14 protein-coding genes, 1 pseudogene and 1 riboswitch are annotated in these 15355 nt (G+C 56.6%); of the genes and pseudogenes, 2 read left to right on the top strand and 13 right to left on the bottom strand.

Features of this window, described 5'->3' with window-relative positions; all coding sequences use genetic code 11:
* Positions 1-145: 145 nt before the first annotated feature.
* The 11 genes and pseudogenes from OCY70_RS01980 to OCY70_RS01930 form a co-directional block, all read right to left on the bottom strand.
* On the bottom strand, positions 146-1291 hold the full coding sequence (locus tag OCY70_RS01980; RefSeq protein WP_213431157.1) for a glycerate kinase: 1146 nt from the start codon (positions 1289-1291) through the stop codon (positions 146-148).
* A 64-nt stretch (positions 1292-1355) separates the two neighbouring features.
* Positions 1356-2624: a GntP family permease gene (locus OCY70_RS01975; protein WP_213431158.1), complete on the bottom strand. Its 1269-nt coding sequence runs from the start codon at positions 2622-2624 to the stop codon at positions 1356-1358.
* Positions 2625-2769: 145 nt separating this feature from the next.
* Positions 2770-3936, bottom strand: a complete 1167-nt coding sequence (locus OCY70_RS01970; RefSeq protein ID WP_213431159.1) for a sugar diacid recognition domain-containing protein — start codon at positions 3934-3936, stop codon at positions 2770-2772.
* 214 nt (positions 3937-4150) lie between these two features.
* A pseudogene (locus OCY70_RS01965) lies at positions 4151-4848 on the bottom strand (IS5 family transposase); the annotation flags it as partial.
* Between the two features lie 112 nt (positions 4849-4960).
* Positions 4961-5746: an SDR family oxidoreductase gene (locus OCY70_RS01960; RefSeq protein WP_261944550.1), complete on the bottom strand. Its 786-nt coding sequence runs from the start codon at positions 5744-5746 to the stop codon at positions 4961-4963.
* A gap of 89 nt (positions 5747-5835) precedes the next feature.
* Positions 5836-6015, bottom strand: coding sequence for a hypothetical protein (locus OCY70_RS01955; RefSeq protein ID WP_261944549.1), 180 nt, complete (start codon positions 6013-6015; stop codon positions 5836-5838).
* Positions 6016-6200: 185 nt separating this feature from the next.
* Positions 6201-7040 (bottom strand): MetQ/NlpA family ABC transporter substrate-binding protein, encoded by an 840-nt coding sequence (locus OCY70_RS01950; RefSeq protein ID WP_213426475.1) that lies wholly within the window; start codon positions 7038-7040, stop codon positions 6201-6203.
* 129 nt (positions 7041-7169) lie between these two features.
* Complete coding sequence (locus OCY70_RS01945) at positions 7170-7838, bottom strand: methionine ABC transporter permease (protein ID WP_213426476.1); 669 nt, start codon at positions 7836-7838, stop codon at positions 7170-7172.
* Complete coding sequence (locus OCY70_RS01940) at positions 7838-8863, bottom strand: methionine ABC transporter ATP-binding protein (protein WP_213426477.1); 1026 nt, start codon at positions 8861-8863, stop codon at positions 7838-7840. The genes OCY70_RS01945 and OCY70_RS01940 overlap by 1 nt, the downstream gene beginning before the upstream one ends.
* Positions 8864-8990: 127 nt before the next feature.
* A riboswitch (SAM riboswitch) is annotated at positions 8991-9141 on the bottom strand.
* Between the two features lie 71 nt (positions 9142-9212).
* Entirely contained in the window at positions 9213-9914 is a 702-nt protein-coding gene (locus OCY70_RS01935; RefSeq protein ID WP_213426478.1) for a Cthe_2314 family HEPN domain-containing protein, read from the bottom strand.
* Positions 9915-9929: 15 nt separating this feature from the next.
* Positions 9930-11714, bottom strand: coding sequence for a UbiD family decarboxylase (locus OCY70_RS01930; RefSeq protein WP_213426479.1), 1785 nt, complete (start codon positions 11712-11714; stop codon positions 9930-9932).
* 441 nt (positions 11715-12155) lie between these two features.
* Here OCY70_RS01930 and OCY70_RS01925 point away from each other — a divergent pair, with 441 nt between their 5' ends.
* Positions 12156-12290, top strand: coding sequence for a hypothetical protein (locus tag OCY70_RS01925; RefSeq protein ID WP_261944548.1), 135 nt, complete (start codon positions 12156-12158; stop codon positions 12288-12290).
* Positions 12291-12400: 110 nt separating this feature from the next.
* Here OCY70_RS01925 and OCY70_RS01920 read toward each other — a convergent pair whose 3' ends face one another.
* A complete protein-coding gene (locus OCY70_RS01920; RefSeq protein WP_213426480.1) occupies positions 12401-13351 on the bottom strand; it encodes a COX15/CtaA family protein in 951 nt (316 codons plus the stop codon).
* 221 nt (positions 13352-13572) lie between these two features.
* Positions 13573-13911 (bottom strand): thioredoxin family protein, encoded by a 339-nt coding sequence (locus OCY70_RS01915; protein ID WP_213426481.1) that lies wholly within the window; start codon positions 13909-13911, stop codon positions 13573-13575.
* 154 nt (positions 13912-14065) lie between these two features.
* On the opposite strand from OCY70_RS01915, the gene OCY70_RS01910 reads away from it, so the two are divergent.
* The gene (locus OCY70_RS01910; protein ID WP_213426482.1) at positions 14066-15337 is read left to right on the top strand and encodes a DUF2515 family protein; all 1272 of its coding nucleotides are present in this window, start codon (positions 14066-14068) and stop codon (positions 15335-15337) included.
* Positions 15338-15355: the final 18 nt, after the last annotated feature.

The raw sequence follows: 15355 nt of genomic DNA, 5'->3' as shown, positions 1-15355 counted from the left end.
CCTTGCCTCTTACTTACCAGTATATCATGTCAGCATGCAATTCTTCATATATCGACATGAGCAAGATGAACTTTTTTGTGACCGTCATAACATAAAAAGAGGCGGCCCCTTCCCACAAGGAAGCGTCCGCCCCATATCACTCGCCTTATTTTGTCAGACTGCCGCCGCATTGCAATGTCTTCGCAATGTTGCGCGCCGTGCGCTCCATATTGGCAGCGGCTTGTCTCATCGCTTCGTCCAGGCTGCATACGCCGGGCACGATCGTGAAGACCATATCGATGCCGTGCGCATGCACCACTTCATGCCCGTCCGCCAGCGAGCCCGCGATGCCGATGACCGGCACGCCATACCGCTTGGCTGTGTTGGCCACGCCCATTGGCGTCTTGCCGTAAATCGTCTGGCTGTCGATGCGGCCTTCTCCCGTAATGACGAGATCCGCATCCTTCACATGCGAAGCGAGCCCGGTCGCTTCGATGACGATATCGACGCCCCGCTTCAGCTCGGCGTCCAAAAAGGCGAGCACGCCCGCGCCAAGTCCTCCGGCTGCGCCGCCGCCGGGAATCCCGGCCACATCGCGTCCCAAGCTCGTCTTAATCATCGCCGCATAATGGGCGAGATTGGCGTCGAGCTGCCGCACCATGTCCGGCCCGGCGCCTTTCTGAGGGCCGAATACGGCCGAGGCCCCCCGCTCGCCGGTCAGCGGGTTGTCCACATCGCACGCGGCCACGAAGGCCACTCTCTTCAGCCGCGGATCGGCTCCGCTCACGTCGATGCGGGCAATGCGATGCAGTTCTCCGCCGCCATGGCCGATTTCCGCGCCAGCGGCGTCAAGCAGCCGCACGCCGAGCGCCTGTGCCATGCCCGCGCCGCCGTCGTTCGTGGCGCTGCCCCCCAGGCCGAGAATAATCGTGCTGACGCCTTCGTCCAGCGCCGACTGAATCAGCTCGCCGGTGCCGCGCGTCGTCGTCGCGAGCGGATTGCGCTGGTCTGGCGCCACAAGCGCAAGACCCGAGGCGGCCGCCATCTCGATGACCGCCGTCTTCCCGTCGCCAAGCAAGCCGTAGAACGCGGTCACGGGCGCGCCAAGCGGTCCTGTCACTTCGCGGTGGATCAAGCGTCCGCCCGTCGCATCGACCAAGGACTGGACCGTGCCTTCGCCGCCATCAGCCATGGGCACATGTATGATTTCCGCTTCAGGGTATACATGGCGCCATCCTTTTTCTATCGCGTGACATGCCTCCATTGCGGACAAGCTCTCTTTAAATGAGTCCGGAGCAATTACAACCTTCATTTCTCTACACTCCCTCTCCATCAAACCTTAACCAACGGCCACTGCTCCCCGGGGGAATCCCGGGTTACAAGAACCAGCCGAATACGCCGAACACCAATGTCGAGACGATGGCCAGGACAAGACCGATCACCGTCTCATACGGAATGAGACGCAGCCGCTCCTTCATCGCCATGTTAACGCTTCCGCCCGTCGCGTGGAAGAAACTGCCGTGAGGCATATGGTCGAGGACGGTCGCACCGGCATGAATCATGGCCGCCGCACCCAGGGAAGCGACGCCAAGCTCCATAATCGTCGAGCCGAACACCGAGCTTGCGACCGCCGTGCCTGCCGTCGTCGAGGCGGTGGCCAAGGACATGAACGCGCCGCTTATCGGAGCCAACAAGTAAGCCGGCAGGCCGGAAGAGGCCAGGCTGTTGATGATGACATCTTTCAATTGCGAGTTCGATATAATGCCCGCCAGCGTTCCCGTGCCGAGAAGCATGACGGCCACGCCCGTCATTTTGCCGAGGCCCGATATCGCATATTGATTGATATGCTTGATGCGGCCCATGCACAAGGCGCCAACGAGGCCGCCGGCCGGCAGTGCGATAATCGGGTCGATGACGATGCCGGCCAACGGGCGCAGCGCCAGCAGCACAATCGCCGTCAGCGGAGCCATCATCGCCGCCAGGAAGCTTGGAAGCTGCTGCTCACCATTGTCAACGCTTTCTTCAGCGGCAATCATCGTGCCCTTCTTCGTCAGCCGCTTCGCGATGATATAGGTGACAATAAGCCCGAACAGAGCCGGGATAATGCCCGCCATCATCATCGATGTCAGCGGAATGTCAAATGCCTCCGCCGCCGAGATGGCGTTCGGATTGGGCGACATAATGTTGCCGGCCTTGCCGCCGCCGATCATGGCGAGAAGTATAGCCATGCGGGACAAGCCGGCGCGCTGGGCAATCGCGAGCGCAATCGGCGCCACTGTGATGACCGCGACGTCGATGAAGACGCCGACCGCCGTCAGGACCATCGTCGCGAACGCCAGCGCGAACAAGGCGCGCGTCTCGCCGACCTTGCGGACCAGCGTCTCGGCGATCGTCTTGGCCCCGCCCGACTCAATCAGGACGCCGGCCAGCACGCCGGCCGCCAGGATGCGCAGCACGGCCGGGATCATGCCCTTGGCGCCATCCATCATCAGGTTCACGGAATCGACCAGCCCGATTCCGCCGACAATCCCGCCGGCGAGCGCGCCAATCATCATGCCGTACGCCGGAGGAACTTTGCGCAATATCAACACAATGGCTACGACCAATGCCGTCAAAGCACCGAGCACAGTTACAGATACGTCCATAGTGTACTCCCCCTAAGGTGTTATATCAAATCCTTGTACTATTACTGTACCTGTAATGTGAAAGCGCTTCATCATGCATAAAAATGAAATACAGCGCTTTACTTAGCATGTTTTTTGTTCAAATGCACAATAGAAGCCAGCCCGCTCAGACGCTGCTCTCGTTCTCCTTGTCCCCCAGGGCGCTTAACCACCGGGCCGTCATCAGCGTATATAAATCGCGAAAATGCTTCGGGTCCTTGCCGGTCGCTTCATGGATGCGCTGCAGGCGGTAACGAAGCGTATTGCGGTGAATCGCCAATCGGTCCGCGATACGTTGCTGCTCGCCGTTCTCCTCATAATAAGCCTGCAGCGTCTGCTGCAGCTCCCCGCTCTTGTCCTCCTGCGCGAACCGCCGCCATAGCCGCCTCAGCTCTTCCCCTATCCATGATGGCTTGACATTGGCTGCTACTGTCTCATTCGGCATGTCTTCGCTATAATATACCGTCTGCTCCGGGAAAATCGCCTGGCCCGCCCGCATCGTATCCTGCGCGGAGCGGTAGGACGCGATTAAGCCGCCGATGCCGGAATACGCCTTGCCGACGGCGATGCGGAGCGGCGCAATCTGCTTCTCCTCCAGCAGCCTGCGGATGCGGCCGATGCCATCGCATATATCGGCCCCGGGCTCCCGCGGATGCAGATGCGGCTTGAACAGCACGATTTGGCGCGTATTGCGGATGGCGATCAGATCGATGGCGGGCCGCCCCTCCAGCAGCTCCACCACCCGCTTGAGCGTAGGCAGCGCATCCGCGCGCTCTGTTCCGGTTAGCTCCATAATGCATGCGACGCGCGCCCGGTCCGGATTGAATCCGATCCGTTCCGCCTGAAGCCGCAGCATGTCGTTATCCTTGCCGTCCGCATGAATGACGGAGAACAGGAAATCCTCCTTCATCCGCTTGTCCCACTGGGCTTTTTCCAGCAGATCGGCTTGCTCCAGATACATTTCCGCCGTCATTTTCACCAGCTCGCCGTACTTGGTCACCTCATTCGGATCGCCGGTAATGCCGATAACGCCCACGACTTCCCCCTGGAACTGAATGGCCAGATTCGTGCCGGGCAGCACCCCTTGCAGCTTCCGCGCGCTCTCCTCGTCTATCTCGAAGCGCCCCTTCCGTTCAATCGCGATGAGCGCCCCCTCATGCTTCTGGTATAAACGCGAACGGTCTCCTGACCCGATAATCCGCCCTCGTTCGTCCATGACGTTCACGTTATAGTGAATCACTTGCATCGTTCGCCTCACGATTTCCTGCGCCAATTCTTTGGTCAGTCTGCTCATCTTGTCTACCACCTGTTCATCTCACGCGATATGAAAAAACGCCCTCCATCCGGCTGAAAAGCGCGGCGCACCGCGCTCTTGTCAGGACAGGGGCATTAAGCTCCAGCATAACGCAATATACACCCTTACTAGGGCGTGTATGCAAACCTTAAGCCAACCAGATCATGGAAGAGGCCAGCTTTAAGAAGGCAACAAAAGTACAGGCCAATTTATCGTACCGAGTTGCCAGCCGACGATTATGTTTGAGTTTGTTGAACAGGCATTCGACCAGATGACGCTCTTTATACAACCACCAGTCGGTTGTACGTTGGATCGTGCGATTCTTCTTACTGGGAATGACGGAATGGGCCAGTTTCTCTTCCAAAAGCGCAATGATTTTATCGGTATCGTATCCGCGATCCGCCAAAACATGTTTACCTTGTATGTCTTGGGTTTGCAGGATCTCATAACCCGTTACACAATCATTGATGTTGCCTGCGGTTACTTCGAAGCGTAGCGGATTGCCAAGGCCGTCTACAACGGCATGAATCTTGCTGGTTAAGCCTCCGCGTGATCGTCCGATGGCTTGGAATTGCTGCCCCCTTTTGCCCCCGCGCCGTGTTGGTGAACACGAACGATGGAAGCATCGAGCATAACACTTTCGTCATCGGGATTGGCAGCCAGAACCTCTAGCATTCGATCAAAGATGCCTGCTTTCTCCCAGCGGCGGAAACGACTGTAGACACTGCTCCAGGAGCCATAATGCTCTGGCAAGTCTCGCCAAGGCGCACCAGAACGAATCACCCAAAGCATGGCATTGAACATTTTTCGGTTATCGATTGCCGGACGTCCACCCTGTGGTTTCCGTTCCGGTGGCAAGAGGTCTTTGAGTCGTTCCCATTGGTCATCTCGTATCTCATATCGTCTTCTCATAGGATAAGTTTACCAGATATTTGGCTATTTCGATAGTTTGCGTACACGCCCTAGAGGTTGTTCAAAAAATAAACTTTTAAACCCGCATTCCCGAGGAAGTCGTTCCTCCGGCTTACGTAAGCTTGCCGATATTGGCCCGTATCGGGTCGAGCCCGCCGGACACATTCATGATGTTGCCAGTGAAGAAATCCGATTGCTCCTCGCACAAAAAGCGGATGACCCGGGTCACATCCTCGCCCGTCCCCGGACGGCCCCGAGGCGTCTCTTCATCCGGCACGCCCTGCACCTCGTCGATGCGCCGCTCCTTGTTGTCGCCGCGAATATCTCCGGGGCAGATCATATTGACCGTAATGCCGTACGGAGCCTCCTCCACGGCCAGCGTCTTCGTAAAAGAGACGAGCCCGACCTTGGCTGCGGCGTACACGGCGCGATGAGGCCAGGAACGCGCTTCTCCCGCATGGCCGAATCCGTAATGGATGATTCGTCCCCACCCGCGCCGGCGCATAGAGGGAAGCAGCATATGATCAAGCAGCATGACGCCGGTCAGGTTGCCGTTCAGCAGGAACAGGATTTCCTCTTCGGTATAGTCAGCGAACAGCCGGCGTTCCCGGACGAAGGGTCCGGCATTGTTGACGACGATATCCGCCATGCCTATTCGTTCATTCATCGTATAGACAAGCCGCTTGACATCTTCCGTTTTCGAAATATCGGCTTGCACGAGCAAGCAGCGGACGACCATGGAAGCTATCCGGCGTTGGAGTTCGGTTGCCTCGCGTTCGCTATGCATGTAATTCAGCACAATGTCATGTCCGGCTTCGGCCAAGGCGAGCGCGGCCATCTTCCCCAGCCCTTTGGCACTGCCGGTAATCAGCGCAATCCTGCGCTCCTGTTCCAACATCCTCTCCTCCTCCCGGCCTCCGCATTATTCCTCTTCAGTATATGCGATTTGCCAGGGCAGGACAACTTGGGGAGGTATGGAACGATACGTTAGAAGGAGCATTCCTCCAGCCTGTTGCCGCAATGATCTTCAAAGGAAAACCACCGCACGTCCGGTTCCTCCTCCACCGCAGACACTTCGACTCCGGCAGCCTGCAATTGCCGATGAGCGGCTTCCATCCAAATCAGGCACCCGTACAAACACCGTATCGATTCGTTCGAACATGACATCTTCCCCCTCCAAAGAGATATAAGTCCCTTGAACGGTTTCTGCAGCCGGCTTTGATCTCCTTCTGGAATTTTTTAAATGTTTCCTAAAATCATCGTCCTGCTCCCGCACGCATGACAAAACCCCCTTGCATGACAGACATTCTGCCGTACAAGGGGGACTATTCGAGTAGCGAAGATAAACCTTATTAGAACGCCGGGACGATGGAGCCTTCGTATTTCTCGCTGATGAACTGCTTCACGTCATCCGATTGCAGCGCAGCCAGCAGCTTCTGGATCGCATCGCTGTCTTTATTGTCGCTCCGCGCCGTCAAGATGTTCGCATACGGGGAATCCTTGTCCTCGATGAAGAGGGCATCCTTCGTCGGATTGAGTCCGGCTTCAAGGGCATAGTTCGTGTTGATGAGCCCCAGGTTGACTTCATCCAGCGTACGCGGAAGCATCGCCGCCTCAAGCTCTTTGAATTTCAGATTTTTAGGATTTTCGGCAATATCCTTCACGCCGGCGTTCAGGCCAGCACCTTCCTTCAGCTTGATCAGGCCTTGCTTCTCCAACAGAAGGAGCGAGCGGCCGCCGTTGGTCGGATCGTTCGGAATCGCCACCGTATCGCCGTCCTTCAGTTCATCAATCGATTTGATCGATTTGGAATACCCGCCGAACGGCTCGACATGGACATTCCCCACGCTCACGAGATCATAGCCTTTTTCCGTCACTTCGTTGTCCATGTACGGCTTATGCTGGAAGAAATTCGCATCCAGCTGCTTCTCGTGCACCTGCACATTCGGCTGCACATAGTCCGTGAACTCTTTGACCTCGAGCTCAATGCCCTGCTCCTTCAGCTTCGGCGCGATATGCTTCAAAATCTCGGCATGCGGCACCGGCGATGCCCCGACAACCAGCTTCAACGTCTCCTTGCCGCCTTCTCCGCCCGCCGCGTTCGTATCCGTTCCGGCATCTTGCTTGCTGCCGCATGCCGCGAGCACACCGATCAGGGCAATCAACGTCAATACATACGTCCATTTTTTCATGTCTCTCTTCTCCTCCTATTGTTTCCCCATTTTGATAATATGCTGTTTTACATTTATATATGGAAGCTCGATACCGAGCGAATTCCTTCGCTATCCGCAGCCGGACCCTTGCGGGCCATCGGCGGCCGCCTACTTCCGGGTGAACCGGCGGACGAACGCGTCGCCAATCCATTGCAGAATTTGCACGAGCAGCACCATAATAAAAATCGAAATGATCATAACTTCAAATTCGTAGCGGTGATACCCGTATCGAATCGCCAAGTCCCCGAGACCGCCGCCGCCGACCATGCCTGACATCGCCGTATAAGTGACGAGCGTCACGGCCGTAATCGTCGCGCCGGCGATCAAGCCCGGCATCGCCTCCGGCAGCAGCACCTTGCGCACGATCTGCCAGGTGGAAGCGCCCATCGCCTGCGCGGCTTCGATGACGCCCCGGTCCACCTCGCGCAGCGAGGTCTCCACCAGGCGGGCGAAGAAAGGCGCAGCCGCGATAACGAGCGGCGGAATCGTGCCTTCGACCCCGATCGAGGTGCCGACGATCATCCGGGTAACCGGAATGAGCGCAATCATCAAAATAACGAACGGCGCCGAACGCAAAATATTGACGATAAAAGATACGACGAAATATACAGTTCTCCCGGCCGTCCCTTTTGATTTCCCTGTCAAATAAAGCAGTACGCCGAGCGGAAGCCCGATAACAATCGTGAACAACACGGAGAACAGCATCATCGCCAGCGTATCGCTTGTCGCCGTTCCGAGCTCGTCCCAGTTGATTTTGGAGAAATCGAGATCCTTCATTACGCGATCACCTCCACTTCAAGTCCTCTATCCTTCAGCGCGGAGAGCGAACGCTCGACATCCGGTTGGCCGCCGTCCAGACGAACGACCAATTGTCCGTATGGAATATCCTTCATGCGCGAAATCGTCCCCTGCAGTATCGTGAAGCGGACCCCCGCCTCGGTGAGGACGGTTTGCAGCACAGGCTCATACGTCACATCGCCCAAGTAATTGATCTTGACGACGCGCGAGTGCTCGCCCGCCTGCCCCTGGAAGGCCATCCACGGCTGCAGGTCGGCGTCATGGCGCTCCTTCATAATGAACTCCCTCGTCACCGGATGCTGCGGCTTCAGGAAGACATCGACCACCTTGCCCTGCTCCGCAATCTGGCCGACATGGATGACGGCGACCCGATCGCATATCGCCTGAATGACATGCATCTCATGGGTAATGAGCACGATCGTGATGCCGAAGCGGCGGTTAATATCGAGCAGCAGCTCCAGAATCGATTGCGTCGTCTGCGGATCGAGCGCGGAGGTTGCTTCGTCGCAGAGCAGCACCTTCGGATCGTTGGCCAGCGCGCGCGCAATGCCGACCCTCTGCTTTTGTCCTCCGGACAGCTGCGCCGGATATTTATTGCGGTGCTCCTCCAGTCCGACGAGACGGATTAATTCATCCGCCTTCGCCTTCACTTGGGCGGCAGGCGTGTTCTGCAGCCGCAGCGGGAACGCGATATTGTCGAACACGGTGGCCGAGGACAGCAGATTGAAATGCTGAAAAATCATGCCGATCTTGCTGCGCTGCTCCTGCAGCTCCCGCTTCGAGAGATTCATCATGTCCACCTGATCCACGAACACCTTCCCGGAGGTCGGGCGCTCCAACAGGTTGATGCTGCGCAACAGCGTGCTCTTGCCGGCCCCGGAGTGGCCGATAATGCCGAAAATCTCCCCTTGCTCTATCGTCAACGTGACATCATTTAATGCGAGAGGTCCGGATAGCTTCCCTTTGACTTCATATTGCTTGCTGATATGCTCCAGACGAATCAATGATAGTTTTCCCCTTCCTAATTAGCGGTGACCTGTATCTCTGTATTCACGCCAAAAGCCCCCTCTTGGCAGATGCCAAAAGGGGGCTGTCACATTTGCTTCTTCATTCCAGGTGGGTTAGCGCCCTTTCTTATCTGCCAGAACTTATCCGTTCTGAAGGAATTAGCACCATTGACACCCTGCAATCTTGCGGCAGCGGTAAGCTGCGAGCAAATACGGGTTGCAGGATCGGTTGCCGGGCTTCACAGGGCCTGTCCCTCCGCCACTCTTGATAAGAAATCGTTATGAAATTATTCAAAGTATATGATATTGCTCGGATATTGTCAATTGACTTTTTTTGCCTTACGTTTCATTTTTCCAGGTCAACCAGAGCGCGGAACGAAGCGGTAAGGGCGCCGCATACCATGTGCATGCCTTCTGCCACATCGTCCATATTCGCCTGGATATCCTCCAGCCGCAGCTTGCTGTTCAAGCTGCGGTGCCGCTGCCACAGATCGTCCTGCATCTCGGCATTCATATAGTGAATCTCGGTATTGCGGCGCTTGCGCAAGCGCTGCATCGCTTCTCCATGAAGCTGCTTGAGACCGGACAGCTTGTCGGTCAGGCGCGGGTGCCTTCCTGTCATATGCAGACGGCGGAGCACCGTGAAGTAAGAGAAAAAATGCTTCATTTCCTCCGTCTCCAGCCGCAGCACCTCATTCAACAGCGTCCCCAGCTTGTCCAGGATGGAGAAGACGCGGATGAATGCATTTTTGTAAAAGTAGACGTGACGGTAATAATCATCCAGTTCATTATCGTTCATATCCTCCTGGTACTGCTTCGTCACCCGCTCCGCATACTTGCCGGAAGCATAGATGCTCTGCTCCAGCTCATCGAGCGACGTGCGCAGCCCAACCGTCCAGATTTCGATTTTGCGCCAATAATGCCCCGGATCCCCGCCGTTGTCCATCTGCTTCCTTACATGCGACAGATAGCGGTCTATCGCCTCCATCGCTTCCTTCAACGCGCCTTCATCCCTGCGGGGCTCTTCCCCGAACAAGCTTCGCAGCATCGTGACCACCCCCGATTAGAATCCGTTCGGGAAATAGTCTTTCCAACGATCGTCAACCCGTTGCACGATATCTTCCCGCGGGAACAATTCGTCCGGGTAGCCCGGCTTCATGCGCGCATCGATAACAATCGGCAGCCGATACGCAATGTGGTGATTTCGGACTTCCATCCGCGCGTATATATCAGAAGCAGGGTTGAAGCGGGTGAACACCGTCCACAGGAAAGACAACTGCGTGCGGGCCACTTGCGCATCGTCCACCAGGAATACGAGCGGCCAAGGCGTCTCCTGATCGGCCAACCGCTCCATCAGCCGTTCCGCCAACTGCGGCTCGGCCTCATAGGACGCTCCGGACATCGTCAGGCAGCCGCGGCAGAACACGGCCACATCCGTGATTTCGTCAATCGGGCCACCCTCGTACGTATGCGGGAGCTCGCGCACCGGCTCGCCGACCCCCAGCATAATGCCCTTGCTGCCATGATTCAGCTTGTGCCCGGTATAATCGAGCGTATCATGGGACGTATTGTTCAGCACGTACAGATCCGACTCCGGTTGGAAGCGCTCCAATACGTTCTCCATCAACTGCGCAAAATTGTCCAGATCGACATCCTGATCGGTGAGCATCAGGAATTTGGTGAGGCTGAGCTGGCCTTCTCCGAGAATCCGGAAGCCGCTCAGCATCGCCTCGCGCGAATAGCTCTCGCGGACTACGGCTGCGGCCAAGGAATGGACCCCCGTCTCCGGATAAGGGTGCACCTTGCGCACGCTCGGCATGACCATCGGGAAGGCAGGTGACAGCAATTTGACCAGATACTCGCCCAGATAGTAATCTTCCTGGCGCGGCTTGCCGACGACCGTCGCCGGGTAGATCGCGTCTTTGCGGTGATACATGTGCTTCACATTGACCAGCGGGAACTCATGCGCCCAGGAATAATAACCGTAATGGTCGCCGAACGGCCCTTCCAGCCGCCGCTCATGCGGAGGCACATAGCCCTGGATGACGAACTCGGCTTCCGCCGGAATGCGGTGGCCTTCGAAGCCGCTGTCCACGACAGGCAGGCGTTCGCCCATGACGAAGGAGGCCATGAGCAGCTCCGGCAGCTTCTCCGGAAGCGGCGCGATGGCGGCCGCAATCAATGCGGGCGGGCCGCCGACGTAGATGGATACCGGCAGCGCCTCGTTCCGGAGCTCGGCTTCATGGTAATGGAAGCCGCCGCCCTTTTGGATCTGCCAGTGGATTCCAGTCGTTTTGTCGTCATATATTTGAACCCGGTACATTCCCAGGTTATGATCGCTGCCCTTGCGCGCGGGATGCTCGGTGTACACGAGCGGGAGGGTAATGAACGGCCCTCCGTCCAACTGCCAGCTCGTTAACGCCGGCAGCCCATGCAGCGGCATATCGGTCCGCTTCACGTCCATAATCGGCGCCTGAGCGGACGATACATCCTTCATGCCTACCTTGAGCAGGCTCAGCAATTCCTTGACGAGGCCTCGTTCTTCCCACAGTTTCTTCGGCGATGGAGGCATGAGGCGATTCACCGCTTCGATGCATTTGTTGGCGAACTGCTCCGGTCTCGGACCGAAGGCCATGTCCACCCGCCGGGTCGTCCCGAACAGGTTCGTGGCTACGGAGAACGGGCTTCCCTTCACATTGGTGAACAGCAGGGCGGGGCCGCCTTCCTCGATCACCCGCCGGTGAATTTCGGCGATCTCGAGATACGGATCGACTTCGGCTTCGATGACCGCCAACTCGTTCTCCCGCTTGAGCGTATGAATGAAACTGCGAATATTGGAAAATGACAACGCTAGCCCTCCTTAGATCGTTTGCTGGGTGAATACTTGCTGAAAAATCGGCTCGTTATAAGGATAATTCTGTAATAGACGCCACAGTAACGTACTATTATGTAGTATATCTGTTTTTCATGAGAACCTAAAGCGCTACAACCGGACAGCTTACGACAATGTAAGATAAACGTAAGCGGGTTGCATGGCACCGCCCCATCCGTATCGGTAAAATAAGAGAGGAAGTTCAAAAAGCTCGCTTCTGATCACGAAGAATTCAAGTAAGCAGTTCGGCATCGAATCTTGCACTCACTCTCGAAATCCGCTGCTCATGTCGTTAATAACTACATTGCGCTGCTCTTTCTTCGAGTTCAATCAATCTTCTCGGTGCTGAGAAACGACCTTTTTGAACACTCATTACGATTCTTAAGCAAGACCACACTTTACGGGAGGTAGATGTTCATGAGAAGCACGAATCGGGAGACAGAGCGCAGACGTTGGAATGTCCGTTGGCTGGCTGCGGCGAAAGCGGCCGCGTCCGTACTGCTGTTCGGCGCTCACGCCGAAGATGCCCGTCAATTGAGAGAAGGAGCGTAAATCGGATTATGTTCACTGTAACCCCATGCAATACAAGAAGAAGCAGTTCGCTTGTAGCACGTTGGCCCGCCCTGGCGCCGCGCACCGTCAAGTGACTGCTTCTTTTCGCATTATGTCCGTTCCCGGAGCTGCCATACGCGAATGCTCATATAGCATAGCACGCTGAATAGTCCGCAGATCAACACCGCATGCAGCATTCCCGCGAATAAATACCAATTCTCATCCGTTATCGCAAACACGACGAGCGCCCCGCTTACAATTTGCCCCGCGCACAGCGCAATCGACCATATCCCGCACAGTTGGATCTCCCGATTATTCTTATGATGATGATAGGCGAAATGCGCCATCACCGCGACGACAACGAGCAGCAGCGCTGCAGCCACCCGGTGCATGAAAGCGATTGCGGTTCCTCCCGTCATCTCGGGAATCCACTCGCCATTGCAGAGCGGCCATCCCAGGCAGCCGCCGGATGACTCCGTATGCCGTACGAAGGCGCCGACGTATATCACGATATATGTATATAACCATGTGAACCAGACGCCGTAACGGAACGTATCGCTGATCTTCCCAACAGGTTGGACGATGCCCCGCTCATACCTTCGCAGCGCCAGGCACAGCAGGAAGGATGAGGCGAACGCCAGCAGAGAGATTCCGAAATGCAGCGCCATGACGGGGGGAGATTGGGTAAACACAACGGCAAGCGCCCCCATAATCGCCTGAATAACGGTAAAAATAAGCGTCAGCAACGAATACATCACTGCGTCGCGCTTGTCTCGCGCGTAGCGGAAAACAAATACAAATGATGCCAGGACAAGAATGCCCACAATTCCGGTCACCATGCGGTGCGAGTATTCAATCATCGATTCAATGGTATAGGCAGGCACGAATTTGCCGTTGCACAGCGGCCAATCGGTGCCGCAGCCCTGGCCGGAGCCCGTCTTCGTGACGAGGGCGCCGTTCAGCACGACGATGAACATGCTGATGCAGGTGGCGTAAGCCAATAACTTCAATTTACGGTAGATGTTCGCATTCACCAGATTCACCTGACCCGTTAGTCTCATTTGAAATCAATCACGCTTCGACCCTTTTGAACGCTTAATATTAAAATAATTCTTACCTACAAAGCATGCCAATCGTCCCCATTATACAAGATTTCCTAATCGAATGTACGGCAAAATTGTGACAAATATTACACATCCCCATCAATCCGAGTCGATGCGCGTCCGTGCGCACATCAAAAAATCCGCCCCATCCAAGGGCGGATTATGCGTTCTCGTGTGGCTTACAACGCTTCAGACACCGCAATGGCCCGATCTGCGAACTGTTCAATCTCCGGCCGCGACTTGCGAAGCTTGTTGACGAAGCGAATCGTCTCCTTGCCGTTCTTGAAGGCGACGAAGCTAGGAATGCCGAGAATATGATATTGCTGGGCCACATCGACCAACGCTTCCGCATCCACCTCGAAAAATACGGCCTTGCCCTCATATTGCGCCTCCACTTCCGGCATGAACGGATCAATAAAGTGGCAGTCCGGGCACCAGGACGTCTTGAATACGGCGATCGCCGTCAACGGCTGAGCAATCAATTCTTTAAAACGTTCCACGGTTTGTACTTTTTCCATCACGCTTCACTCCCAACTAGGTTGTTTTCAAGATAAACCAATTTGAAATGAAAAGTCAAACCGCAAATAGGTTCACAGGGGCGTCAATTTGGACATACTAGTAAAAAAATGAACGGAAAACAAGGGATTTCCGGGAAAGGAGAGCGCAAATACGATGGAGTCCATGTCTCCAACCCGCTGGCGGTACGCCTGGCGCTTGCTTCGGCATGCCGTCGGCAGCGCCTGCTCCGCCATACGCAATCTATGGACTAGCTTGCGCAGGCAGGCGAGAAGCATACGCTATCTGCGCGCGATGGAGTGGAACCGGGCCGCCGCCAGACGGGCGGAAGAGCGTCTTTATCGGATCATCGCGGAGCAGAGCCGCCCGCATGCCGAAGAGGCCCGAGCCCATGAGCGTCAGAGCCTGACGTCCGAAGAATTGAAGCTTCTCGCTCATATCCGCCATGCGGCAGCGGCCGGGAACCGGAACAATGTTACCCGCGCAGAGGCTTATCTTCGGGTCTATAATGAGCACCCGGAGCTCCACTGGGCGCTGCTGGCCCATACCGTCTGCCGCAATGGAGGCTGGAATATGACGGATCTGCAGGGGGAATGGCTGCCGCGCATCATGAGTCCGGCACAGCGCCAGTGGTCGTTCCGCATGCTGGAGCGAAGCAATGCCCTTATTTTTCATGACGCCTTCCCGCAGCTGCTGTTATATGACGCCAGCCGGCGCGAAGGGCGCAGCCTGTTCCATCTGCTCCCGCACCTGGGCATATCGGCATTCATGAATCCATTCTGGGACAGCTTCTGGGTTCAGCCGGACAGCCCGCTGCTGACGACCGCACTTATCATCAATGAACAGAACGTCATCGAAGGAAGCGTCGTCCAGAATGAACAGTTCCGCGAGCAGGTCATCGCGAAGTGGGATTTCCGCCTGCACGGCTGGATGCAGATGAATCAGGTCATTATCCCGCTCGCAATCCCGTCGGTGCAGGAGCCGGCCGTCCCCCTCGTCGGCCTGACACTGGAGAATTTCTCCGATCTGGACGAGCGGATCGCGTTCGGGCGCAAACTATACGCCCTATTGTTTCATGCCCCTGACATTCACGGCAGGGCGTTAAGCTTCATGCGCGGCGTCCCGCCCACCGGATCGCGCGCCGACTACTGGCCGCATGCCTTCACTACCCAGGCCACGGCCCCGGATGATACGAACCTGCCGCCGGCGCATCGGGCCTACAGTCCGCGGCTGGCCGATGCCTGGCCGGACGAGCCGTTGCCCCAGGCCGGGGCCAGCGATTGGTTCGTCGACGACCGGATGCTGAAGCATCTGCAGCCGATGCGCCCTCCTCTCCATGCGGATATGACGCTATCGCATGATCGGTTATGGAAGGAAACGGCTTCGCTCGCCGGCTTCATTCATCCCGGCCGGACGCAGCCTTCCTGAGTCCCGCCGCTGCCCGCT

Origin of the sequence: Paenibacillus melissococcoides, from assembly GCA_944800085.1 — a bacterium.
In the GTDB taxonomy this organism is placed as follows: Bacteria; Bacillota; Bacilli; order Paenibacillales; family Paenibacillaceae; genus Paenibacillus_B; species Paenibacillus_B melissococcoides.
Note: the sequence above shows the minus strand (reverse complement) of the source record. Positions and strands in the feature narration are given on the sequence as shown.